Source organism: Streptococcus sp. HMSC034B05, assembly GCF_001809055.1.
Lineage (GTDB): Bacteria > Bacillota > Bacilli > Lactobacillales > Streptococcaceae > Streptococcus > Streptococcus constellatus.
In genome coordinates this window covers 74,056-98,939 of sequence record NZ_KV795581.1, presented here as the reverse complement: position 1 = coordinate 98,939, position 24,884 = coordinate 74,056, and the positions used below count along the sequence as shown (strand labels likewise).

The window sequence follows — 24,884 nt, the reverse complement described above, 5'->3', positions numbered from 1 at the left end:
GAGGTTATTTAAAAAGTATAAAAGAGGAGTAAAAAATGGCTTTAGAAGTAATTATGCCCAAGGCCGGCGTTGATATGACCGAGGGACAGATTGTCCAATGGAATAAAAAGGTCGGCGAATTTGTCAAAGAAGGGGAAATTCTCCTGGAAATCATGACCGACAAGGTCAGCATGGAATTGGAAGCAGAAGAAGACGGCTACCTGATTGCCATCCTCAAGGGAGATGGGGAAACCGTCCCTGTCACAGAAGTCATCGGCTATCTGGGAGAGGAAGGGGAAGACATCCCTAGCGCTGGCGGCGCGACTCCGGCGGAAAGTCCTGCACCGCCGGCAGCGACAGCACCATCAGATGACGATAAGAGTGATGATGCCTATGACATCGTAGTCATTGGCGGAGGCCCAGCAGGTTATGTTGCAGCCATCAAGGCAGCTCAGCTGGGCGGTAAGATTGCCTTAGTTGAGAAGTCTGAACTGGGCGGAACCTGCCTCAATCGCGGCTGTATTCCGACTAAGACCTACCTCCACAATGCTGAAATTATTGAGACTCTGGGGCATGCGGCGAACCGCGGAATTATCATTGAAAACCCAAGCTTTACCGTGGATATGGACAAGGTCCTGGAAACCAAGAACAAGGTCGTCAACACTCTGGTTGGCGGAGTGGCCGGCCTCCTACGCAGCTACGGCGTTGATATTCATAAGGGTATCGGAACCATTACCAAGGATAAAAATGTCCTGGTCAACGGCACAGACCTGCTGGAAACCAAGAAGATCATCCTTGCTGGTGGTTCCAAAGTCAGCAAGCTCAATGTCCCAGGTATGGAATCACCTCTTGTCATGACCAGTGATGACATTTTAGACATGAATGAAGTGCCAGAAAGCCTGGTTATCATTGGCGGCGGTGTTGTTGGTATCGAACTTGGTCAAGCCTTTATGACTTTCGGCAGTAAAGTAACCGTCATTGAAATGATGGATTGGATTGTCCCAGCCATGGATGCGGAAGTCTCTAAAAACCTCCGTCTTATCCTGGAGCGCAAGGGCATGACTATCCTGACTGGCACCAAACTGCAGGAAATCATCGAAGAAAACGGCCAGCTCCGCATCAAGGTCGAAGGCAAGGACGATATTATCGCTAGCAAAGCTCTTCTTTCCATCGGCCGGGTACCGGATCTGGAGGGTATCGGTGAGGTCGAGTTTGAATTGGACCGCGGCCGTATCAAGGTCAACGAATACATGGAAACCTCTGTCTCAGGCATCTACGCACCGGGAGATATCAACGGCACTAAGATGTTGGCCCACGCTGCCTTCCGTATGGGAGAGGTCGCAGCTGAGAATGCCCTTAAGGGCAACCACGCTGTAGCCAAGCTCAACCTGACTCCGGCCGCTATCTACACCCTACCGGAAGTGGCTGCAGTCGGCTTGACCGAAGAACAGGCCCGCGAGAAATATGACGTAGCTATCGGTAAATTTAACTTCGCGGCTAACGGCCGGGCTATCGCCTCAGATGCGGCTCAAGGCTTTGTCAAGGTTATTGCTGATAAGAAATACGGTGAGATTCTGGGCGTTCACATCATTGGCCCTGCAGCAGCAGAGCTGATCAACGAAGCATCCAGCATCATCGAGATGGAAATCACAGTAGAGGAAATGCTCAAGACCATCCATGGTCACCCAACCTACTCTGAAGTCATGTATGAAGCCTTTGCGGATGTGCTGGGACTGGCTGTCCACTCACCTAAGAAGAAATAAAGGAGGCCTCAATGAAATATATCATCAACAATAGCAACGACACGGCCTTTAATATCGCTTTGGAGGAATATGCCTTCAAGCACCTGCTGGATGAGGATCAAATTTTCCTGCTCTGGATTAATAAGCCCTCCATTATCGTTGGCCGCCATCAAAACACTGTCCAGGAAATCAATCGGGACTATGTCCGCGAGCACGGCATTGAGGTGGTCCGCCGCATCAGCGGCGGCGGTGCGGTTTACCACGACCTTAACAACCTTAACTACACCATCATTTCCAAGGAAGATGAAAACAAGGCCTTTGACTTCAATTCCTTCTCAACTCCAGTTATCAAAACTTTGGAAGAGCTGGACGTCAAGGCGGAATTCACCGGCCGTAATGACCTGGAAATCGACGGCAAGAAATTCTGCGGCAATGCCCAGGCCTATATCAATGGTCGCATCATGCATCACGGCTGCCTGCTCTTTGACGTAGACCTGCCTGTCCTAGCTCAGGCTCTTCAGGTCTCCAAGGACAAGTTTGAGTCCAAGGGCGTCCAGTCTGTCCGGGCCCGCGTAACCAATATCGTCGACGAATTACCAGAGAAAATCACGGTTGAGGAGTTCAAAAACCTGCTCCTGGGCTATATGAAAAAAGAATACCCAGAAATGACCGAGTATGTCCTCTCTGACCAGGAATTGGCTGAGATCCGGCAGATCCGTGACAGCAAATTTGCCAACTGGGACTGGAACTATGGCAAGTCACCTGAATACAATGTGCGTCGCGGAACCAAATTTACCAGCGGTAAGGTCGAAGTCTTTGCCAATGTCGTAGAATCCAAGATTCAAGATATCAAGATCTACGGTGACTTCTTTGGAATTGAGGACGTAGCAGCAGTAGAAGCAGCCCTCCGAGGTGTCAAATACGAGCGTGAAGATATCCTCCAGGCCCTGAGCAGTCTGGATATCAGCCGCTACTTTGCTGGCATCAGCAAGGAAGAAATCGCTGAAGCAGTAGTAGGGTAATAAATAATGTCTATATAAAAAATTAGGAAATATAAACTTCTTAATTTTTTATTTATTTTTTTACAACTCAACCACGAGTTGATTGCTAAAATTAGCAAAAGATGTATATAATTAAAATCAGAAATGATAACTATCTTTTGAAAAAGATTTCATATTGGAGGTTTAATTGTATGTTACTCAAAAAATATTTATATTTTATAAGTTATCCAATGCATTCTTTTGCTCGTCATTAACAATGTGGGTGTAGAGGTCAGTGACCTGGGTGCTGGCATGTCCTAGCTGATGGCTGACCAGGACCTGGGACTTGGTCGCATCATAAAGCCTAGTAGCTAGAGTGTGGCGGAGTTTGTGAGGAGTCACTCGAACTTTAAAATTTTCAGAATACTTGGCAACCATTTTTTCTACACTAGATGCATCAATGCGATTGGGAACTCCTCTATATTCTGTCAAAAAGAAGGCAGTATCGGATTTTTCAACTTTATAGCGTTTGGCCCGAATCTCAAGATAGGCTTCCAAGTAGGGTTTGGCAAAAGCTGCAACATTGACAGAATCTCTTTTTCCGCCCTTACGAGTCACTTCAATGACCATCATTTTTAGGTTAAGGTCTTTCAAATCAAGATTGACCGCCTCGGATAGGCGAACGCCGGATGCAAGAAGCAATGCTATAATTGCTAAATCTCGCTCTTTATTTTTGTCGAAAGAGGAGAGGGCGCGGTTAGATAAACTTTTAGGATATTCTTCATCAATATAATTCAAAAATTGTTCAGTTTCCGTGCCTAAAAAGAGCTTTTGTTTAATATTTTCAGCTCGTGCAGCTAAAGTTTCTTTCTTTTTCTTAGTGGACACCTTTTTCATAACATTACGGTAAAAATAAGGCTCTCCATTCTCATTTTCCACCTCTTCAGTTAAATATTTATAAAGGCTAGAGAGAGCTGAAAGAGTGCGGTTAATAGTTGTTTGAGATACTCCATTTTGCGTGGTATTAGCATTAAGCAACGGTCGTTCCCGTAGGTAAAGGATAAATGATTCCATATCTTTTTTAGTCATATTTTCCAACACCGATAAAGGAATTTCCGCAATCTGCGATGCATCAGCAATCCCAGAATCCAACACCCAATGGAAAAATCGATTGTATTCCTTGAGGTATTCATATAAGGTCGTAAAACTATAAGGAACAGTCAATTTAGACTGATAGTATTCCAAAACGTACCAAGGCATGATTGTCTTTAGTTTTTCAATTCTTTCTAAAAGTAGTTCACGCTTCATAAAGGATCTCCATTATTTTATTCTATATAAGAAGTATAGCATAGCTCTATATTTTTTTCAAGAAAATTATAGTTTTTCGGAAAGATGTCAAGGAGATTGCATATAAAACAATCATTCCAAAATTGTTGCTAGAATATATAAAAAATAAGCCGGTGCGCGATTTATTGAACGGCTTATTTTTTATATTTGATTATTTCCGCTTTTTCTTTGCTTTTTTCATTTTATTTGCCATGCGTTTCATAGCTTGTTTAGTTGCAAATTCACCAATTTTTCCTTTAAGTCCACCACCAAACATTTGGCTCATATCCGGCATGCCACCTTGCCCCATCATACCTTCTAGAGCTGTCATATCTGGTATTCCTCCTCCGCCAGGCATGTTCTTAGGCATATTGTTGGGGTTTAGTCCCATTTGCTTCATCATCTTATTCATATCACCAGACATGACACCCTGCATGACAGATTTAGCCTGATTAAAGTCCTTGATAAATTTATTAACTTCGACGAAGCTATTACCAGAACCTGCAGCAATCCGACGGCGGCGACTTGGGTTGAGAAGATTGGGATTTTCTCGTTCAGCTGGTGTCATGGATGATACAATGGCACGTTTGCGAGCAATTTCATTTTCATCTACCTTAAAATTCTTCATGGCAGGATTATTGGCCATACCAGGAATCATCTTTAGTAGATCCTCCATTGGACCCATATTTTGAACCTGATCTAGTTGGTCAATGAAATCATTAAAATCAAAGGTATTTTCTCGCATTTTTTCAGCCATCTCAAGTGATTTTTGCTCATCGTATTCTTGAGAGGCTTTTTCAATCAGAGTCAGCATGTCTCCCATGCCTAAAATCCGACTAGACATTCGATCTGGGTGGAAAGTTTCAATGTCTGTAATTTTTTCCCCAGTACCAGTAAACTTAATCGGTTTACCAGTAATTTGGCGGACGGATAAAGCGGCACCACCACGTGTATCGCCATCAATCTTAGTCAGAATAACCCCAGTTACTTCTAACTGAGCATTAAATTCACGAGCTACATTGGCAGCTTCTTGCCCAATCATGGCATCGACAACCAAGAGAATTTCATTTGGTTGAGCAAGTACTTTGACATCACGCAGCTCATTCATGAGTTTCTCATCGATTTGCAGACGACCAGCTGTATCAATCAGCACATAGTCATTGTGATTAGCCTTGGCCTGCTCCAGACCTTGACGGACAATCTCGACTGCTGGTACTTCTGTTCCTAACGAAAATACTGGTACATCAATTTGCTGACCAAGAGTTTTGAGCTGGTCAATGGCTGCCGGACGATAAATATCAGCAGCAATCATCAAAGGCCGAGCAGCTTCTTCTTTCTTAAGTTTATTGGCTAATTTTCCTGCAAATGTAGTTTTACCAGCCCCTTGGAGACCGACCATCATGATAATGGTCGGAATTTTAGGGGATTTGATAATTTCTGCTGTATCAGAACCCAATACAGTGGTCAATTCTTCGTCAACAATCTTGATAATTTGTTGAGCAGGATTTAACGTATCAATAACTTCGTGTCCGACAGCGCGCTCGCGAACTTTTTTGATAAAGTCTTTGACAACTGGTAAAGCTACATCGGCTTCCAAGAGTGCCATACGAATTTCTTTGGTCGCTTCTTGGACATCACTCTCTGAAATTTTTCCTTTTCTTCGTAGATTTTTAAAGACGTTTTGTAAACGTTCGGTTAAACTTTCAAATGCCATAAAATGTATTTCTCCTAGTTAATGATATTGATTCGTGCGTATTTTTTTACTAACAATTCACTATTCTCGATTGTCAATACTAGATAAGGTTGCAATTTGCTTTTGCAAATAGGTATCGTCAGCATATTTCTCTATTATTTGATCGAAAATTTGACTTCTAACGATATAATCTGAATACATGTGAAGTTTCATTTCATAGTCTTCTAAAATCTTCTCAGTCCGTTTGATGTTATCATAAACAGCTTGACGGCTAACTTGAAACTCTTCAGCAATCTCAGCGAGACTGTAATCATCTGCATAATAAAGTTCAATATAATTCATTTGTTTATCTGTTAGAAGTGCTGCATAAAATTCAAATAGAGCATTCATTCGATTGGTTTTTTCAATTTCCATAAGATTTATTATACCAAAAAATATAGTAAAACTCTACTAGTGAAGAGATTTACCTAACTAAAAACACTCCCACATCAGCGACAGTGTTTACATATCTTAAATTAGGTAATATAAATTAATTGTTTTCTAAATAAAATTCAAATCGTTCGCCGACATATTGACTTTTGACATATTCAAAAGCCGTTCCATTGTCGAAATAAGAAATCTGTGTCAAACCAAGAATCGCATGACCTTTAGGTATTTCCAGGTAATGCGCAATTCTTTCTTTGGCAAGACGTGCATAAATGGTTTGTTGGGATTTTCCAATTTTATAGCCGTGTTTTTGTAATGTTTGGAAAAAATGACTAGTAATTTCTTCTTTGTTAAAATTTTTAATAAATTTTTCCGGAATTGAAGCGACTTCATAAACTACAGGAATGTGATTAGCGTATCGTACTCGTTCCATACGAATGACGTTTTCAGTCTTTTCGATTTCTAATTTTTCGACTTCTTCTTTACTTGGTAATGTTCGACGATAAGAAATAAGCTGACTCGAAGGCGTCTTTCCTTGGGCTTTGATAATTTCAGTAAAGCTAGTTGTGCCACGCATCTTTTCCTGAACCCGTGTACTAGCTACAAATGTACCACTTCCCATACGACGTTCCAGTACTCCTTCTTCTACTAAAAGAGTGATGGCTTGACGAAGTGTCATGCGGCTAACCTCAAATTGTTCGGCTAAATCACGCTCACTTGGCAAGCGTTGTCCGATTTTCCAAATTTCTTCGTCGATTTCTTTTTTTATTTGATCGTGAATTTTCATATAAGCTGGAAGCATAGTAACCTCTTTTAAGACGGATTTCCTCTTTTTATTGTATTATCAATTGAAATAAAAGTCAATTCTCACTCAATGAGATTGGAAAAAGTCTCTATTTTGTGTTAGAATAAACAAAGAAATTTCATTTGAGAAAGGGAAGAAATGACAATTACAACTGAATTGCACGATGTTGAAAGAATCATTGTATTGGACTATGGCAGTCAATATAATCAGCTCATCTCACGCCGTATACGCGAGATTGGTGTTTTTTCTGAACTAAAAAGTAATAAAATTACAGCTGCTGAAGTTCGTGAAATAAATCCAGTCGGAATTATCCTGTCTGGTGGGCCAAATTCTGTTTATGAAGAAGGTTCATTTGATCTTGACCCTGAAATTTTGGAATTGGGCATTCCGATTTTAGGAATTTGTTATGGAATGCAGCTTTTAACTCACAAATTAGGTGGAAAAGTTGTACCCGCAGGAAACGCTGGAAATCGTGAGTACGGTCAGTCAGAACTCATTCATACGGATTCGCAACTGTTTGCAAGCACTCCTGAACAACAAATTGTTCTTATGAGTCATGGAGACGCTGTTACAGAAATTCCTCAGGGGTTTGTACGAACCGGAACTTCTGCCGATTGTCCATTTGCAGCTATTGAAAATACATCCAAGAAAATCTATGGCATCCAATTCCACCCTGAAGTTCGTCATTCTGAGTTTGGCTACGATATTCTTCGCAACTTTGCTCTTGATATTTGTGGAGCCAAAGGCGACTGGTCAATGGATAATTTTATTGATATGCAAATTAAGCAAATTCGAAAAACTGTTGGAGATAAACGCGTTCTTCTTGGTCTATCGGGTGGTGTCGATTCATCAGTTGTTGGTGTTCTCCTTCAAAAAGCTATTGGAGACCAGCTTATCTGTATTTTTGTAGATCATGGCTTGCTCCGTAAGGGAGAGGCGGAGCAAGTTATGGATTCTCTTGGCGGGAAATTTGGTCTTAATATTATTAAAGCAGATGCTGCCAAGCGTTTCCTTGATAAATTAGCTGGTGTATCTGATCCAGAACAAAAGCGTAAAATCATTGGTAATGAGTTTGTTTATGTTTTTGACGATGAAGCTAGCAAGTTAAAAGATGTAAAATTCCTCGCACAAGGAACGCTTTATACTGACGTTATCGAATCTGGTACAGATACTGCTCAAACTATCAAGTCTCACCATAATGTTGGTGGTCTGCCAGAAGACATGCAGTTTGAGCTGATTGAGCCTCTCAATACACTTTATAAAGACGAAGTTCGTGCGCTTGGTACAGAACTTGGTATGCCAGATGAAATTGTTTGGCGTCAGCCATTCCCAGGTCCAGGACTTGCCATTCGTATTATGGGCGAGATTACCGAAGAAAAACTCACAACTGTTCGTGAATCTGATGCCATTCTTCGTGAGGAAATCGTGAAGAATGGACTCGATCGTGATATTTGGCAATACTTCACTGTGAATACTGGTGTTCGTTCGGTAGGTGTCATGGGAGATGGTCGAACTTATGACTACACTATTGCAATTCGTGCTATTACTTCTATTGACGGAATGACCGCAGATTTTGCTAAAATTCCTTGGGAAGTATTGCAAAAAATCTCCGTTCGTATCGTCAATGAAGTAGATCATGTTAATCGTATTGTCTACGATATTACCAGCAAGCCACCAGCAACGGTTGAGTGGGAATAGAAACAGAAAAGCTAAACTTCTTATTTCTTAAAGTTTAGCTTTTTTAATTTGTTAGTTTATTTTCCCCACAAAAATTGAATCAGTATTTTATCTACTTCTGGGTTTTCGTGTAATTTGCTATGCTGAGCCAAAGCGCCGGTAATCTTCTTTTCTTGATATGATTTGGCATTATCCGCTACGAGATATTTTAAAGCACGAGATGCTGCATTTAAAACGGAGCCATCTGACCCGTTTTTGTAATCCCCGTAGATATTCAAAACATCAATTTGTTTTTGAGGAAAAATTTCGCGTAAACCTAATAATTTTTGAAAAATCGCACTTGTTTGATTTGGCTTACCAGTTTTTTCATCAACTTTTAAATCAGAAGAAACTCCCATCACCTGTAAACCAGCTGCGAAATTTGCGATATTGACTTGCTTTTGTAACTGTGGCAAACTTTCATCTTGTCCATATTCTAAAAGGTAATAGAGAATGGACATATTTCCAAGAGAATGACCAACCATATTCATTTTCTTAAAGCCATAGGTTTGCTGCAGTTTAGTAACCACTGCTTTTGCATATTGGCTGACCTTATTTGGATTGCGGTTATCCTCATAGTTCACTTCTACGATCGGATTAATAGCTCCTTTAGGGATTTTTCCTTTCAAAGTCACTTGACCGTTTCTATCTACATTTGCGCGAATGATAGTATTGGTCACTCCAGCTTTCTTAGCAGCATTTGTCATGTGTCGTTCGGCATTAGCGCTGCTTCCATAACCATGAAAGAAAAGCGTTGGTGTAGTCGATTGTATATACTTTTGTTTATTTAGTTTTCCTTCAGCATTGACACGATAAAAAAATACAGCAGATATAGCGATTAAAATCGTTAAAATCCCTGTAATTAGAACTATTTTCTTCATCATTCCACCGTCTCTTTCTATAAGATATTTATTTAAGTATAGCATGGAACAATATAAATAACAATTTATCTGATTGAAAAAACTTAGTAGCCTCAGACCACTAAGTTTAGTACATTAAAACCAATTCATCACTTTCATGATATACATATTCATCCGAACTTGACGAGAGTAATAGAAATTTCCTCCATTGATATAGAGTTTAGAACCATGTAAGAGTGCAATGGGATGGTAATAAGCATATGTCTTTCCAGTCACGTTTCCTAAACTTGGTGCAACAATATTTTTGGAATATTTTTTTGCCAAATCAAGGGTATTTTCGCCACCGTGTTTTGCAATGTAATCAATGTAAGCTCGACCAAAGTTATAGGCTTGTACAGCGGTCCAAACATCTACTTTCTTTTCTTGAGCTACATTTAAATTAGTGGATAACGTTTGAACACCTTGGCGAATGCTTTCTTTATTATCTAAAATAGAGTTTTTCTGACCTGTCGCACTCTCGCTAGATTGCATGACATCAGAAACCTTTCCTTTTGTTTCAGTATAAATCATAGCAAGGACAAGTTCTTCATTGGCTACAGTATCCTGCTCATCTAGTACTTCTCGCACTAAGCTACGGTAGTTCATCACCTGCTTAACATCATGATGAACTTGGATAAACTTATAACAGACAAGGATTAAAAGGATAAGAAAAATCAGTTTTCTAAAAATTTTAAACATTATTTACTTTGGATATCTTCTATGTTTTTGATGAGAATGGAATAGGTTCCATTATCGTTTTGTATGAATTCTACAGATTCTGCATCTTGATAGATGTTATTGGGGACAATGAGTTCAATTCCATTTGAAAGGGAGAGTTTTTGATTTTCAAATTTTTTCTTCTGACGGCTACTATCAATTTCATCGAATTTAATAGTTTCTGGAATGACTTCCTTAACTTGATCAATGAAAGTCAAGCGAGCTGTAAGATTGTTATCAAATAGTTCATCGGCTAGTTTTTCTGGCGACAATTCATCGTTTTCTTCTAAGTTTTTGAAAATAGATGATTTAACCTTGGATTGAAATTGAAAATCATCCTGTTTAAAACTTTCTGCGACTTTTTGAGCAGTTTTTTCTAAGGCTTTAATAGATTTTTTAGGCGAAGTTTTAGGATTGACTTGTAATAGATTATCAGAAAAATAATTGAGGAAAGCGCCATTGTATTTAATCCGTTTTTCAATCAAATGGTATTTACGAGATTGAAGGTTAATAACCAAGGCTTCATCAGCACCTGTACCAAATCCCGGCAAGTTGTTCTGGGTGATCTTAATAGGATTGTCTACTTCTCCACTCAAATGAGTGAGTGTTTCTCGTAGAGCAATGCGCAAAAAAGCAAAATGCTCGACTCCTTCCTTGTCAAATTGAACAAAAATCAAATCGTTGGTTTTCTGATTTTCGCTTACCAAAAATTCCTCTTTCCAGAGATTGGCAATAGTGATAGAAGTTTCTAAAAGGTCTTTTGTAATATGTGATAAAAAGACACTATCTTCGGTAAAAATACCCGTTTTGGCTTCATCCGAATAGACATGTTCAATCTTCTTACGGAGATATTCCTCAATTTTAGGAGTAATATTGAGATATTTATCTGCTAAAAGAAGGTCGGTGTCTGACGGACTAAACTGATGAATAATAGCTTTTTTTACGTAAATATCCATTTCAGTCCTCATATAGTGGAAAAGCATCGGTCAATTCTTTGACTTCTGCACGAACTTGCTCTAAAACAGCTTTGTTATTTGCGTTCTCTAAAGTTTTGATGATTAATTCTGCTACTTTAATACTTTCTATTTTGCCAAAACCACGAGCAGTAATAGCTGCAGTTCCAATTCGAATTCCACTTGTTTTAAATGGCGATAAAGTTTCATAAGGAATAGAGTTTTTATTGAGAGTGATATGGACATCATCCAATAGATCTTGAGCAATTTTCCCATTTTCAACCACTTTGGTCACATCTACAAGAAAAAGATGATTCTCCGTACCACCTGAAATGACACGAAAATTAGCATGTTGCTGGAATACTTGAACCATTGCCTTAGCATTATCCAAAATCCGCTGAGCATAAACTTTAAAATCTGGATCCAATACTTCTTTGAAAGCAGCTGCTTTAGCTGCCACAACATGCTCTAGTGGTCCTCCTTGAATGCCTGGGAAGATTGCAGAATTGACCTTTTTCGCCAATTCTTCATCATTGGTTAAAATGAGACCGCCGCGAGGGCCTCGAAGGGTTTTATGAGTGGTAGTTGTCGTAATATGTGCGTAAGGCACTGGGCTTGGATGCAAACCAGCAGCAACTAAACCAGCAATATGAGCCATATCTACCATCAGTTTTGCTCCGACAGTATCTGCAATTTCACGAAATTTTGCAAAATCAATAATATGTGAATAGGCAGAAGCTCCTGCAACAATCAATTTGGGTCTGACTTCTTTAGCTTGTGCCAAAATAGCCTCAAAATCTAATAGTTCAGTTTCAGGATTGACATTATAAGGCACAAAGTTGTAGGTTTTCCCGGAAAAGCTAACAGCTGCGCCATGTGTCAAATGTCCGCCTGCTGCCAGATCCATTCCCATTACTGTGTCACCAGGCGCGATTAAGGCCATATAAGCCGCACAATTTGCTTGACTACCTGAGTGAGGTTGGACATTGGCGAATTGTGCTCCAAATATTTTCTTGGCACGTTCAATCGCTAACGTTTCAATCACATCTACAACATTTGTACCACCATAATAACGATGACCTGGATAACCTTCTGCATATTTGTTGGTTAAAATAGAGCCTTGTGCTGCCATAACCGCTTTTGAAACAACATTTTCTGAAGCTATTAATTCAATATTGTTTTGCTGACGTTTTTCTTCTGTAGTAATAGCTTCCCAGAGCTCACCGTCATATTCTTTATAGTCTTTATGGTCAAAAATCATAAGAGTCTCCCTTCGATCAAAATGGTTCAAAACCTACTAGTTCATGTTTTGAAAGCCGATTTCTGGAATTTTAGCAAGGATTTCTGCACGAGTAACAGCCCCTTGGCGTAGAATATGTGCTGTTTCCTCAGATAAATCCAAAATAGTTGAATCCTGACCTGTTAGAAAAGCATCATCTTCTATACCAAGAACTTCATGGCTGAACTCTATCATAATTTGCTGAAAGTTTACTCCACTACTCTTTCCAGATAAATTTGCAGACGGACCAATGAGAGGTCCGAATTTTCTAATCAAGTCCAAGGTTTTAGGATGACTAGGAACACGAAAACCAATTGTTTTCATACCTGAATTTACCCAAGTTGGAACTTGTTCATTAGCTTGTAAAATAATAGTTAAAGGACCGGGTAGAAAAGATCGGTAAAGCCTTTCTAGATATTGAGGCTGATGTTTGGAAAATTGATAAATATCTTCTAAACTTGAAACATTTAAATTCAAGGCTTTGTCGCGAGGTCTATCTTTTAAATCATAGACATGATTGACAGCCTGCTTGTCCAATGCCTTACAAAATAAACCATATACCGTTTCTGTTGGCAATACGACTGCTCCTCCGCTACTCAACGTTTCTTCAATTTTATCCACGATCTACCACTACCATTCTATCTTTTCCGAATTGATCTTGCAAGACACGAATTCTCATTTTGGGAAATGCAGACTCAAATAGCTTTTTTACATATTTCCCTTGTTTGTAGCCAATTTCGAGATAGATTTTTCCTTTTTCTGTTAAATGTTTTTGGGCGTTCTCAGCAATTTTTCGATAAACGGCATAGCCGTCTTCCACGGCAAAAAGAGCAAGATGGGGTTCTGAAGTAAGGACATTTAGCCCCACTTCCTCTCTATCCGTCTCTGAAATATAAGGTGGGTTGGATACAATAATATCATACTTTCCTGTAATTTCTTGAAAGCAATCAGACTGAACAAAATCAATCGCTACATCAATAACTTCCGCATTTTCTTGCGCTAATTCCAGAGCATTTGAGGAAATGTCGGAAGCTGTAACTTGCCAATTATCACGATCAATAGCCAAAGATAGAGCAATTGCTCCGCTACCAGTTCCAATATCTAAAACCTTTATATTGGTATTAGGATTTTCAGACAAGATAAGGTCAACTAATTCTTCTGTTTCTGGACGGGGAATCAACACTCGTTCATCTACTTTGAACGAATGACCATGAAATTCTGCACTCCCAATAATGTATTGAGCAGGCCTATGAACTAATAATTGAGATTGAATTTCTTTCAGCAATTCTATATCATCTGCGGTTGCTTCTGCTTGCATTTTCAACACAAACTTGGTGAAAGATAAGTTTCTCAGAACTCGAAAAGTAAAGGAGAGGCTTTCTGCTTCTTCGCCAATTGCTTCAAGCTGCTTTTCCATTTCAGCAAGAATTTGAGCCAATTTCATTATTTATTCAATTTTTCTAATTTTTTCGTTTGATCATACAATACCAAGGCATCTACGATTTCATCTAATTTTCCAGCTAAAATCGTATCTAATTTTTGCAGCGTCAAACCAATACGGTGGTCTGTCACACGATTTTGTGGGAAATTATAGGTACGAATCCGTTCTGAGCGATCCCCAGTACCAATGGTCGATTTTCGCTCGACATCTTGCTCGTCTTGTGCGATTTGCGCAAAATGGTCAGCTACACGCGCACGGATAATCTTCATAGCTTTGTCACGATTCTTCTGTTGCGTTCTTTCTTCTTGCATTTCAACTTTGATATTTGTTGGCAAGTGAACGATCCGAACGGCCGTTGCAACTTTATTGACATTCTGACCACCAGCACCAGAAGCATGATAAATATCAATCCGAAGATCTTTTGGATCAATATCATATTCCACTTCTTCGATTTCAGGCATGACTAAAACTGTTGCTGTCGAAGTGTGAACTCGTCCTTGGCTTTCTGTCACTGGGACACGCTGTACACGGTGAGCGCCTGATTCGTATTTTAATTTGGAATAAACAGATTGGCCCGAAACCATAGCTACTACTTCTTTAAAGCCACCTACTCCATTCATAGAGGCTTCCATAACCTCAAATTTCCACCCTTGCGATTCCGCATATTTTTGATACATTGTCAGAAGGTCGCCGGCAAAGAGTGAAGCCTCGTCACCTCCTGCTGCTCCACGGATTTCTAAGATAATGTTTTTGTCATCATTTGGATCTTTTGGCAAAAGAAGAATTTTTAATTTTTCCTCATATTCTTCCTTTTCAGTTTTCGCATCTTTGAGTTCTTGCTTTGCCATTTCTTCCAAATCAACATCGCCTGAAGCGTCTTTAATCATTTCTTCAGCGTCTGTGATGTTTTGGAGCACTTTTTTATATTCACGATAAGTTGTTACCGTATCGCGTATGCTTGCTTCTTCTTTGGAAAATTCCATAAAACGCTTGGTGTCACTGACAACATCTGGATCACTCAGAAGTTCGCCCAACTCTTCGTAACGATCTTCAACAGCTTGTAGTTGTTCATAAATATTCATCGTTTGCTATTCTCTCCTTCGATTCTCATTTCCTCTATTTCTGGCTGAAAATAATGTTTCCGACAGACAGGAATGTATGTTTCATTTCCACCGATTTGAATCTGCTCACCTTCATAAACTGGCTGACCATTTGTTGTTCTTAATACCATAGTTGCCTTTTTTGAGCAAAATTGACAAATCGTTTTAATCTCATCAATTTTATCTGCTAAAAGTAGGAGATACTTAGAACCTTCAAACAACTCATTACGGAAATCATTTTTCAAACCAAAAGCCATAACTGGTACATTTAATTCGTCAACTACTCTTGCCAAATCATAGACATGATGACGAGAAAGAAACTGAGCTTCATCAATCAATACGCAATAAGGCTTTTCAGGCATTTCTTGAATGAAGCGGAAAATATCAGTATCTTCTGCTATTGCCATTGCTTTTCGTTTCATGCCGATACGACTAGAAACAACACCGAAACCATCACGTGTATCAAGTGCACTCGTCATGATAACAACACCTTTGCCCTGTTCTTCGTAATTGTGTGCCACTTTTAAAATTTCGATGGTTTTGCCCGAATTCATCGTGCCATATTTATAATACAATTGAGCCATTTTCTTTAATTCGTTTCAAATTCTCCAATTTTTAATACTTCTTATTTTACCATATTCTGACACGCTTTAAAACCTAATTTGTGATAAAATAAAAATATCAAAGATAAAAAGGAGATATAACATGCCATTTGTTAGAATTGATTTGTTTGAAGGACGCACTTTAGAGCAAAAGAAAGCTCTTGCAAAAGAAATTACTGCTGCTGTCGTGAAAAATACTGGCGCACCACAATCGGCTGTTCATGTCATTATTAATGATATGCCAGAAGGAAGTTATTTCCCACAAGGAGAAATGCGTACAAAATAACACAAAAAGAATCTTGGATAAAAATCTGAGATTCTTTTTGTTTCAAAATAGTAAGAATGTATGTGCGGTATATAACCTAATTTCTTTTTTGAATATGGTTAAGTCGGAGTTGATATAAAATGCCACTAACAACCAGACTGACAATTAAGCCAAACCAATAAGCAAAGGGACCTAAATTTGTGATATGATCTAATAGTAGTCCAACCGGTAACGCCACCCCCCAATAACCAATCAATCCCAAATAAAATGGCACTTTTGTATCCTTATAACCGCGTAAAATTCCTTGAAGAGGCGCTGCAAAAGTATCTGCTAATTGAAAAAACAAACTATAAGTTAAGAAAACCGATGTCAGACGAATGAATTCTTTGTTCGTTCCATACAATGAAGCGACTTGATGACGAAAAAGATATAAAAATGTCAGTGTGAAAATAGCAAATCCCAGTGCGGTCACTCTCCCAAGAGTACAATATTTTCTCACGTCATCCAGTCGTTGAGCACCAATTTCATAAGATACGATAATCGCCATTGCATTAGAAATACTCATGGGGAAAGCATACATAAGATTTGAAAAATTGATAGCAGATTGGTGACTGGCAATGACTAATGAAGAAAATTTTGCCATGAGTAAACCGACAACCGAAAATATCACAACTTCTGCAAAAACGGTCCCTCCAATAGGAAAACCTAGGCGCATGCCTTCCTGCAACCCTTTTTTGTCTAAAGGACGAATTTTCCATAATTGATATTTTTTGATTTTAGGGTGTCTTTTTGCAACGACCATTGAAAGAATTAGCAGTACCCAGTAGGCCAATGAAGTGCCTAACCCTGCTCCTGCTCCGCCCATTTCCGGAAATCCAAAAGCACCATAAATTAGAATATAGTTAAAGCTAGCATTCAATGGCAACAGAAGTAACATTAGATACATAGATAGTCTCGTCAAACCTAAAGCATCTAATATAGAGCGAACAACACTAAATAAAAGTAGTGGGATAATTCCAAACGCTAAATACCAGAGATAATGTATAGCAACTTTTGCTACTAAAAGTTCTAAGTTCATGTTGGATAAAACCAGCGGTCCACCTAAAAAAACGAGTCCGAACAAGAGAAGAGACAATCCAAGAGATAAATAAATAAACTGATAAAAATCAGAAGCGACTTTTTCTTCTCGATTTTGTCCTAAATGATGCCCAATAATTGGAACCAAAGCTGAGACAATGCCGGTCAGAAAAGTAAAAAAAGGATTCCATAAACTAGTTGCCATTGAAACTCCAGCTAGATGTAAAGTATGGTAATGTCCCGTCATTGTTGTGTCCACAAAAGAGGCTGAAAAATTGGCAAGTTGATAAATCAAAATTGGCAAAAAAATTGAGACGAATAATATCATTCGTTCTTTTAAATTGCGAGTTTGGTACATAAAATCTCCTCAAATAGTTCTTTCTCTCTTAACTATACTATAAGCAATTGGAATAGTCAAAAAGGCTAGGAGAAAATTCTCCTAGTCTTGTCTTGTTTCTGTTCTTGACTAACTTATCTCTTCTCATAAAATCAAGAACTATTACATCGAATCGGAATATAAACAGATAGTGTTTCTATTATCAATGCGCATCACCATTCCAAATGGAATTTTTTACAATGACATAATCCACATGTTTGAGACCAGCTAAATCCTTTCCGCCAGCATAGGAAATGGCACTTTGCAAATCTTGCTCCATTTCAACCAACGTATCAGCTAAACGCCCTTTAACCGGTAAAAGAATTTTCTTTCCTTCAACATTTTTATAAGCTCCTTTTTGGTATTCAGAAGCCGATCCATAATATTCTTTGAATTGTTCGCTGTCTACTTCGACTGTTTTTCCAGGACTCTCAACATGACCTGCAAACAAGGAGCCAATCATTACCATTGTAGCCCCAAAGCGGATAGACTTAGCAATATCGCCATGCGTACGAATACCACCATCTGCAATAACTGGCTTTCGAGCGGCTTTCGCACACCAACGAAGAGCTGCTAACTGCCAACCACCTGTTCCAAACCCTGTTTTAACTTTCGTAATGCAGACTTTTCCTGGACCAATACCGACCTTGGTCGCATCGGCACCTGCATTTTCCAACTCACGCACTGCTTCTGGCGTTCCAACATTTCCTGCAATCACAAAAGTAGTTGGCAATTCCTTTTTAATGTGTTGAATCATGTCAATCACACTGTCTGAGTGCCCATGCGCAATATCAATCGTGATATATTCAGGGGCGTCTGCTTTCAGCTGACTAACGAAATCGTATTCATAATCTTTCACACCAACTGAAATGGAAGCAATCAATCCTTGCTCATGCATGCGTTTAATAAACGGAATGCGCCCCGCTTCATCAAAACGATGCATGATATAAAAATACCCACTTTTAGCCAATTTTTCTGCTACATCTTCATCAAGAATGGTCTGCATATTGGCTGGGACAACAGGAAGTTTAAAAGTATGATTTCCAAAAGTAACTGTCGTGTCTGCTTCTGAGCGGCTTTTGATGACACATTTATTAGGAATCAATTGAACATCTTCGTAGTCAAAGATAGGAAATTCATTTAGCATAAAAAGGACTCCTTATGATTAAATTGACCTACCTATGCTTTCGCATCGCTACGCCTTTCCTGACGTTTCCTTTAGTATTATAACATAAAGTACAGAAATTAAAATAAATTAACACAAAACGATATTTTTCGTTCGGAATTAAATGCAAAATTCTTATTTTGCGAGGAAAAAACACCCTCTTCTTTTATAGTAATAAATCCTTCATCCGACCAATATCTGATTTCTTCACAACTACATAAATCATATCTCCTAGATAAAGACGCGTGCTGCCATTCACTGTTTGATTCTTTCCATTATGATGCTGCATGGTAATCAAAAGATCTCTTGGAAGTTCTAATTCGTGAACTTGCTTGCCGGCTATTTTTTCAGAGACAGGAATTTCGATAAGTGTTGTCTCTCCGTCATCTGCTACACTATCTGGAAGCATTCGCTCTAACATAGCTTCATACACAGGTGCTCCGCCCAATAAATCCATTACAACATAGGCCACTAAAGTTACTAAACCAAGAGGCATAAGATTCCGTATATCTCCAACCATCTCGGTCACCAAAATGATTGCTGTCAACGGAGCTTTAGAAATTGCACCAAAGTAGCCGCTCATGCCTAAAATAATAAAAATAGGAAATTGCTCTTGTGTTGCAAAGCCTAATTGTACACAAACAACACCAGCAATCGCTCCCAAAAGAGAGCCAAGAGCTAAAATAGGTAGAAAAATACCACCAGGCAGCCCGCTACCGTAGCTGAGCATACTCCAAATAAAGCGGATGATGAAAAACATCACCAATGTCAGCAGCAAATAATGCTGACTGGTCAAAGAAAGAACTAGCTGATTACCACCGCCTAAAAGCTGCGGAAAGATATACCCTATTGGAAGAATGAAAGTGAAAGCTATAATGGGATAGTATTGCAAAGAAAGGTGAAGATGTTTTCCGAGCGCATCGTAAATACGAGGCATAGCTAAGACGACTTTTTCATATAAAAATCCAAAAAAACCAAGAAAAACTCCCAACAACAGATACAGCCAATATTGCCCTAGTCCCATCAGAGGAATATTATCAGGCATATTTAATACAGGAGTCAGCCCAAAAATCATGAGTGAAACAAAATTCGCCGTCAAACTTGCCGCCAAAGACGAGACCCAAAAGAAACGCGAAAAATGATGATAGACTTCCTCAATAACAAATAGTAACCCTGCAATCGGAGCATTAAAAGCCGCTGCTAAGCCTGCTGCTGCTCCGCTCGCAATCAGAGAACGTTCTTCCACAGGGCTTAAATGAAGATATTTGGCAATTCCCTTTCCTCCCATTGCTCCAAGCTGAATACTTGGACCTTCACGCCCTAACATCAAGCCGCTTGCAATGGCTAAAACCCCAAGAATATACTTTTTCCAGAGGACGCTCCACCATGACAAGCTCATCAGTCCTTTCAATTCCGCTTCTACTTGCGGAATTCCAGAACCTTTAATATTCTTTTCTGAAAGCGTTAATTTTGCACTAATCCAAATGACACAAGCGTAAAACAGCAGAATGAAAACAAACCAAATGATATTGCCATGGCCTTGTTGATAGAAATGTTGAACAATATGAAATCCTTTTTCAATCAAAAAACGAAAAGAACCAACAATTGCACCCACGATGATTCCGACTAAAATTCCTCTTGAAACTTGCAGAATGATTGAACTAGATGTAAATGCGAATTCTTTCTTAGTATTTGATACTCCTTTTTCTGTCTGAACAGACATCATTGCCTCCCGAATATTTTCTCTTTCTATTTTAGCATAATTTTTCCTTTTTTATTGCCTGCGGAAATTGTTTTGGAGAATGAAATCTAGATAAAAAATCAAACCAGCCTCATACGAAACTGGTTTGTAAACTCAATATCTTATCCTTATTTTTCAGCTGTCAAAGCTGCCATTGTAATGTAGTTATAAGGCTTGTTAAAGTGTGGCAGGAAGAAAATATCTGTCAACGCTAATTTATCAATAGTCACTTTTTCTTGGATTGCAAGTGAGAAGAGATGAATACCCATTGAAATATCTTCGTGTGAAGCCATTTGTGCTCCAAGAATGACACGTGTATCTTTATCGAATACGATACGAATAGCCACTTCATGGTTATCGTGTTTGATAAATTCTGGCTTTTGAAGGTCGTTAAAGCCAGTTTCGACGGCATTGTAACCAGCAGCTTTTGCTTTTTCTAAGGTCAAACCAGTTGAAACCATTTTAAGGTCGTAAATGTTGATACCGTTTGAACCTTGCACACCAATGCCTTCTAACTCATGACCAGTAGCGTTGTAAGCTCCGACAATACCTGAACGAACAGCATTTGAAGCAAGGGCGATATAACTCATATCATCCAGAGCATTGTCATAAATCGTTGCACAGTCACCAACTGCATAAACTCCTGGAATGCTTGTTTCTTGTTTTTTATCAACAAGGAAAGCACCGTTATGGAAAAGCTTAATTTTGCCAGCGCCAAGAGCCGTGTTTGGACGGAAGCCAACAGCCATAATGACCATGTCAACATCAAACGTTTCTTTATCCGTTACAATCCGTTCAACTTTGCCTTCACCTTCAACCGCTTGCACAGTTTGACCATAGGCAAGTTTAATGCCATGATCTGCCAAGTTTTTACTCATCAAGTCAGACAATTCACGATCGTAGTAACCAGCAAGACAAGTGTCTGCCACATCAATCAAGGTCACTTCTTTTCCGAGACGTTCGAAAGCTTCTGCCAGTTCAACACCAATGTAACCAGCTCCTACAACAGCAACACGATTAATACCTTCGTTGTTTTTCAGCTTTTCAATAACTTCGGCAGAATTTTGATACAATTTTACAAATTGAATATTTTCAAGAGTTGCTTTAAATTCGCGATTACCTTCAACAATTTCTACGCCTTTTATTGCTGGAATAATTGGTTGTGAACCTGTTGCAAAAATCAATTTTTCATAAGCTTCTACATGCTTTTGCCCTTTTACAAGTGCAGTCACTTCTTTTTTGTCGTAATCAACGGACAAAACAGGACTTTCCATATAAACTTTAGCACCTTTAGCTTCAAGCTTTTCTTTATCTGAATAGAACAAACCTTCTGGACCATCAATTTGTTTTCCAATCCAAAGTGCCATTCCACATCCTAAAAATGAAATATTTGAATTTTGATCAAACACAACAATTTCATTTTCATTTCCAAAGTTGTCAAGCATCGTATTGATACAAGCTGTGCCGGCATGATTGGCACCGATAACGACAATTTTACTCATAGAGCAATTCCTACCTTAATTTTAATTTACAGACTTATTATAACATCTCGTGTGAACGTTTACAATATATTTGTTCATAAAACTGAAAAATATTACATTTCTTATCAATTTAATAGAACTTTTCATGAATGATTTCATTTCTAATCTCAATGTATGTAAGCTCCCTCCAGACGGTATTATTCTGTTTGAGGTAGATAGTTCCTTTGTCATTATCATAAAATTATTTAGAAAAACTTTATGAAAGTACTATTTATCTGTTACAATAAAGATATAATAAAAGGTATTGATGACGTCTTGTAGGTGGTCAAGCCAGTGTCGACACTACTTCTGGCGCTTCGGATGCAGGTAGCCACAGTGACGGTGCGGGTGAAGGAGATGCTACTTCTGCTGTTTCCAGTCATTGATCTAAAGAAAAGGTTGAGAAATCTTGTCTCATCCTTTTTTCTGTGCAAAAGATCATTCCATAAGACTCACTTGCGCAGATTTCGTGAACTTGCTATAATAATGAATATACGCAAACGTTTTCTGCCACAAGGAGATAATGATGATTGAAGCAAATCAATTATATAAGACATATAGTATTGTCGAGAAAGAATTAGGCCTTAAAGGTTCTATCAAAGCCTTTTTTCGCCCTAAGAAAAAACAAATTCATGCTGTACAGAATATTTCATTAACGGTTCAAAAAGGTGAAATTATTGGTTATATTGGTTCGAATGGAAGCGGAAAATCCACGACTATAAAAATGCTGACGGGTGTTCTTTATCCAGATCGAGGCAGTGTTAAAATTAATGGACTTACCCCACAGAAACATCGCACAGCAGTCAATAAGCAAATTGGCGTTTTGTTCGGACAAAAATCACATTTACGTTGGGATATTCCTGTGCTGGAATCTTTTATTTTGCATGCGAAGATCTATGACATTCCTGATAAAGTTTTTGAGAAACGCTTGGAGCAATTAATTGAGCTGTTGCAGCTAGGAGATTTTATTCACCAGCCTGTTCGTAATCTTTCGCTCGGGCAACGAGTTCGCTGCGAATTTGCTGCTATATTCATTCATCAACCTGCCGTTGTTTTCTTGGATGAACCTACAATCGGTCTTGATGCCAGTGTAAAAGAAACCATCCGCTCTTTCATTCGCTTTATGAATAAAGAGTATCAGACAACTTTCCTCATTACGTCTCATGATATGCAGGATATTGAGTCGCTCTGCGAACGAATTTTCATTATTGATAAGGGCAAAAAGGTTTATGACGGAAGTCTGACGCAATTAAGAGAAAAGTTTTCAACAATTAAAACCATTTCTTTCAAAACGCAAACGCCAATAGAAGAGCTGTTCCAAATCAATGGTTTTCGTTTTGAGAAAATTGACTCTTATCATTTCAATATTCATTATCAGACGGATATTTATACTAATGCCCAAGTTATCAATCAGATTTTTGAGCATTATTCAATCGAAGACCTAGCTATCAAAGAATTGACAATTGAAAATATCGTCAAACAAATTTATGAGGAGGGGCTTGATGAGTAAATATATTCATATCACACGATTAGCTCTTATTACGCAACTTCAATATAAATCTTTCTTTGTCGCGACCCTGATTCGTACTTTCATACAAGTGCTGGTCTCTATTTTCGTTTGGAAAACCATTTTTTTCACCCAATCTCAAGTCAATGGTTATACTTTAGAAACTTTCACAACCTATATTATCTTTGCAAATCTACTGGGAAATCTAAATAGTTTCAGCATTGGACGGGATTTGTCTATAATGATTGTTGATGGGAATATTACTGGCGAGCTACTCTATCCTTATTCCCTCATTACTTCTCTCTTTTTCCAAGACTTTGCTGTCAAAATCGTTGAAATTGTCAAATTCATTCCAATTTTATTAGTTATCCCTTTGCTTCAAGGACAGCTTTATCTTCCAAATTGGCAGACAGGATTGCTTTTCCTATTTTCTAGTTTATTAGGAATGTTTATCATCCTCCTGTTAGATTTAGGATTTAGCTTAACAGCCTTCTTCACGGCAAATACTTGGGGAATTTTGATTCTCAGAAACGGGCTTTTTTCACTCGCTTCAGGAGCGCTTTTGCCACTAAGTTTTTATCCAGAAAATATTGCAAACATTTTGAAACTATTACCTTACAGCTTTGCTGTTAATTTTCCGGTCAATATCCTTTTGAGAAGACAGGTTGATTTTGAGCTTTTCTGGATTCAGTTGGCTTGGATTCCGATACTTTCAGCTTTTATTGCTCTACTTTGGTACCAAGCTAAACGTCGTTTAGTCATTTTAGGAGGTTGAAGATGAAATACATCAGCATTTATTTTTATAACCTCAAAGCTTACTTGATTGCTAGTATGTCTTATAGGATGGACTTCTTTATTGGACTTATTTCTTCTTTGATTGAACAGATTGTTTATTTAATCTTTTTAAATGTATTATTTGCAAATATCAAGGAAATTGCCGGATTCAACTATGGACAAATGCTATTTATTTATGGAATGGCAACTATCGGACGTTCAGTTCACCTGATTTTCTTTGACAATCTTTGGATGTTTGGAAGCCGCTATATTCGCAAAGGTGAGTTTGAACGCCTACTTATCATGCCCATCAATCCTCTTTTTCAGCTAATTTGTGAACGCGTGCAGCTACAAGGGTTTGGCACAACACTGATGGGAGCTATTGCAACTTATCAATCCTATCATTTACTCGGACTGCATTGGAACGTTTTTCATCTACTTCTCTTTGTCTTTATCTGTATTTGTATTGGTTTACTCTATGCTGCTATTCAATTAGGACCTACTGCTCTTGCTTTTTGGATTGTCGAATCTTTCCCTATCACAATGGGGATTTTCTCCTTCAATCAAATGGCACAATACCCTATCAAAATTTACCCAACCTTTATCCAATTGATCCTAATTTTTGTATTTCCTTATGCTTTTACTTCTTTTTTTCCAGCTCTTTATTTTTTAAATCTAGGCTGGGTTGGTTTGCTACTTCCTTTAGTCCTACTTGTTATTTTTACTATCAACTACGCTCTATTCAAATACGGCATGAAAAAATTCTCCAGTGTTGGGAATTAAATATTAAAAACCAACTGA

General features: G+C 38.6%; 23 protein-coding genes. 7 read left to right on the top strand and 16 right to left on the bottom strand.

The features are described 5' to 3' along the window. The first annotated feature begins 35 nt into the window (after window positions 1–35). On the top strand, window positions 36–1,742 hold the full coding sequence (gene lpdA, locus HMPREF2542_RS00505; protein ID WP_070484096.1) for a dihydrolipoyl dehydrogenase: 1,707 nt from the start codon (window positions 36–38) through the stop codon (window positions 1,740–1,742). 11 nt (window positions 1,743–1,753) lie between these two features. Continuing rightward, window positions 1,754–2,743 carry a lipoate--protein ligase gene (locus HMPREF2542_RS00500; RefSeq protein ID WP_058669536.1) on the top strand — a complete coding sequence of 330 codons (990 nt, stop codon included), beginning with the start codon at window positions 1,754–1,756 and terminating at the stop codon, window positions 2,741–2,743. A gap of 195 nt (window positions 2,744–2,938) precedes the next feature. Here the strand turns inward: HMPREF2542_RS00500 and xerS are convergent, their stop codons facing one another. The 4 genes from xerS to HMPREF2542_RS00480 all read right to left on the bottom strand — a co-directional run bounded on the left by xerS (window position 2,939) and on the right by HMPREF2542_RS00480 (window position 6,948). Beyond that, window positions 2,939–4,009, bottom strand: a complete 1,071-nt coding sequence (gene xerS, locus HMPREF2542_RS00495; protein ID WP_058669535.1) for a tyrosine recombinase XerS — start codon at window positions 4,007–4,009, stop codon at window positions 2,939–2,941. A 190-nt stretch (window positions 4,010–4,199) separates the two neighbouring features. Then, complete coding sequence (gene ffh, locus HMPREF2542_RS00490; RefSeq protein WP_058669534.1) at window positions 4,200–5,741, bottom strand: signal recognition particle protein; 1,542 nt, start codon at window positions 5,739–5,741, stop codon at window positions 4,200–4,202. Window positions 5,742–5,801: 60 nt separating this feature from the next. Next, window positions 5,802–6,134: a putative DNA-binding protein gene (locus HMPREF2542_RS00485; RefSeq protein ID WP_003069097.1), complete on the bottom strand. Its 333-nt coding sequence runs from the start codon at window positions 6,132–6,134 to the stop codon at window positions 5,802–5,804. A 115-nt stretch (window positions 6,135–6,249) separates the two neighbouring features. Then, window positions 6,250–6,948 carry a GntR family transcriptional regulator gene (locus HMPREF2542_RS00480; RefSeq protein ID WP_020997788.1) on the bottom strand — a complete coding sequence of 233 codons (699 nt, stop codon included), beginning with the start codon at window positions 6,946–6,948 and terminating at the stop codon, window positions 6,250–6,252. Window positions 6,949–7,089: 141 nt separating this feature from the next. On the opposite strand from HMPREF2542_RS00480, the gene guaA reads away from it, so the two are divergent. Next, the gene (gene guaA, locus HMPREF2542_RS00475; RefSeq protein WP_070484093.1) at window positions 7,090–8,649 is read left to right on the top strand and encodes a glutamine-hydrolyzing GMP synthase; all 1,560 of its coding nucleotides are present in this window, start codon (window positions 7,090–7,092) and stop codon (window positions 8,647–8,649) included. A gap of 56 nt (window positions 8,650–8,705) precedes the next feature. Here guaA and HMPREF2542_RS00470 read toward each other — a convergent pair whose 3' ends face one another. The 8 genes from HMPREF2542_RS00470 to HMPREF2542_RS00435 all read right to left on the bottom strand — a co-directional run bounded on the left by HMPREF2542_RS00470 (window position 8,706) and on the right by HMPREF2542_RS00435 (window position 15,640). Continuing rightward, window positions 8,706–9,551, bottom strand: coding sequence for an alpha/beta hydrolase (locus HMPREF2542_RS00470; RefSeq protein ID WP_006269538.1), 846 nt, complete (start codon window positions 9,549–9,551; stop codon window positions 8,706–8,708). A 111-nt stretch (window positions 9,552–9,662) separates the two neighbouring features. Continuing rightward, entirely contained in the window at window positions 9,663–10,265 is a 603-nt protein-coding gene (locus HMPREF2542_RS00465) for a lysozyme family protein (RefSeq protein WP_058669532.1), read from the bottom strand. Beyond that, window positions 10,265–11,239, bottom strand: coding sequence for a nucleoid-associated protein (locus tag HMPREF2542_RS00460; protein WP_049476867.1), 975 nt, complete (start codon window positions 11,237–11,239; stop codon window positions 10,265–10,267). The genes HMPREF2542_RS00465 and HMPREF2542_RS00460 overlap by 1 nt, the downstream gene beginning before the upstream one ends. A gap of 1 nt (window position 11,240) precedes the next feature. Further along, complete coding sequence (gene glyA, locus HMPREF2542_RS00455; RefSeq protein ID WP_070484090.1) at window positions 11,241–12,497, bottom strand: serine hydroxymethyltransferase; 1,257 nt, start codon at window positions 12,495–12,497, stop codon at window positions 11,241–11,243. 36 nt (window positions 12,498–12,533) lie between these two features. Continuing rightward, on the bottom strand, window positions 12,534–13,136 hold the full coding sequence (locus HMPREF2542_RS00450) for an L-threonylcarbamoyladenylate synthase (RefSeq protein WP_070484087.1): 603 nt from the start codon (window positions 13,134–13,136) through the stop codon (window positions 12,534–12,536). Beyond that, window positions 13,129–13,959, bottom strand: coding sequence for a peptide chain release factor N(5)-glutamine methyltransferase (gene prmC, locus HMPREF2542_RS00445; RefSeq protein WP_070484084.1), 831 nt, complete (start codon window positions 13,957–13,959; stop codon window positions 13,129–13,131). The genes HMPREF2542_RS00450 and prmC overlap by 8 nt, the downstream gene beginning before the upstream one ends. Further along, the gene (gene prfA / locus HMPREF2542_RS00440; RefSeq protein WP_058669528.1) at window positions 13,959–15,038 is read right to left on the bottom strand and encodes a peptide chain release factor 1; all 1,080 of its coding nucleotides are present in this window, start codon (window positions 15,036–15,038) and stop codon (window positions 13,959–13,961) included. Before prfA ends, prmC begins: the two co-directional genes overlap by 1 nt. Further along, complete coding sequence (locus tag HMPREF2542_RS00435) at window positions 15,035–15,640, bottom strand: thymidine kinase (protein WP_006267725.1); 606 nt, start codon at window positions 15,638–15,640, stop codon at window positions 15,035–15,037. The genes prfA and HMPREF2542_RS00435 overlap by 4 nt, the downstream gene beginning before the upstream one ends. 103 nt (window positions 15,641–15,743) lie before the next feature. Here HMPREF2542_RS00435 and HMPREF2542_RS00430 point away from each other — a divergent pair, with 103 nt between their 5' ends. Then, entirely contained in the window at window positions 15,744–15,944 is a 201-nt protein-coding gene (locus HMPREF2542_RS00430; RefSeq protein WP_255313457.1) for a 4-oxalocrotonate tautomerase, read from the top strand. A 76-nt stretch (window positions 15,945–16,020) separates the two neighbouring features. Here HMPREF2542_RS00430 and HMPREF2542_RS00425 read toward each other — a convergent pair whose 3' ends face one another. The 4 genes from HMPREF2542_RS00425 to nox form a co-directional block, all read right to left on the bottom strand. Beyond that, a complete protein-coding gene (locus tag HMPREF2542_RS00425) occupies window positions 16,021–17,358 on the bottom strand; it encodes an MATE family efflux transporter (RefSeq protein WP_049476873.1) in 1,338 nt (445 codons plus the stop codon). A 181-nt stretch (window positions 17,359–17,539) separates the two neighbouring features. After that, window positions 17,540–18,523 carry a GMP reductase gene (gene guaC, locus HMPREF2542_RS00420; RefSeq protein WP_037597040.1) on the bottom strand — a complete coding sequence of 328 codons (984 nt, stop codon included), beginning with the start codon at window positions 18,521–18,523 and terminating at the stop codon, window positions 17,540–17,542. Window positions 18,524–18,707: 184 nt separating this feature from the next. Further along, window positions 18,708–20,264, bottom strand: coding sequence for a ClC family H(+)/Cl(-) exchange transporter (locus HMPREF2542_RS00415; RefSeq protein WP_058669526.1), 1,557 nt, complete (start codon window positions 20,262–20,264; stop codon window positions 18,708–18,710). A gap of 146 nt (window positions 20,265–20,410) precedes the next feature. Beyond that, a complete protein-coding gene (gene nox, locus HMPREF2542_RS00410; RefSeq protein WP_049476875.1) occupies window positions 20,411–21,784 on the bottom strand; it encodes a H2O-forming NADH oxidase in 1,374 nt (457 codons plus the stop codon). Between the two features lie 544 nt (window positions 21,785–22,328). Here nox and HMPREF2542_RS00400 point away from each other — a divergent pair. Genes HMPREF2542_RS00400 through HMPREF2542_RS00390 form a run of 3 tightly spaced genes read left to right on the top strand, consistent with a single transcriptional unit; the run spans window position 22,329 to window position 24,866 of the window. After that, on the top strand, window positions 22,329–23,312 hold the full coding sequence (locus tag HMPREF2542_RS00400) for an ABC transporter ATP-binding protein (RefSeq protein WP_058669525.1): 984 nt from the start codon (window positions 22,329–22,331) through the stop codon (window positions 23,310–23,312). Then, entirely contained in the window at window positions 23,305–24,084 is a 780-nt protein-coding gene (locus tag HMPREF2542_RS00395; protein ID WP_058669524.1) for an ABC transporter permease, read from the top strand. The genes HMPREF2542_RS00400 and HMPREF2542_RS00395 overlap by 8 nt, the downstream gene beginning before the upstream one ends. Window positions 24,085–24,086: 2 nt before the next feature. Next, window positions 24,087–24,866 (top strand): ABC transporter permease, encoded by a 780-nt coding sequence (locus tag HMPREF2542_RS00390; RefSeq protein WP_058669523.1) that lies wholly within the window; start codon window positions 24,087–24,089, stop codon window positions 24,864–24,866. Window positions 24,867–24,884: the final 18 nt, after the last annotated feature.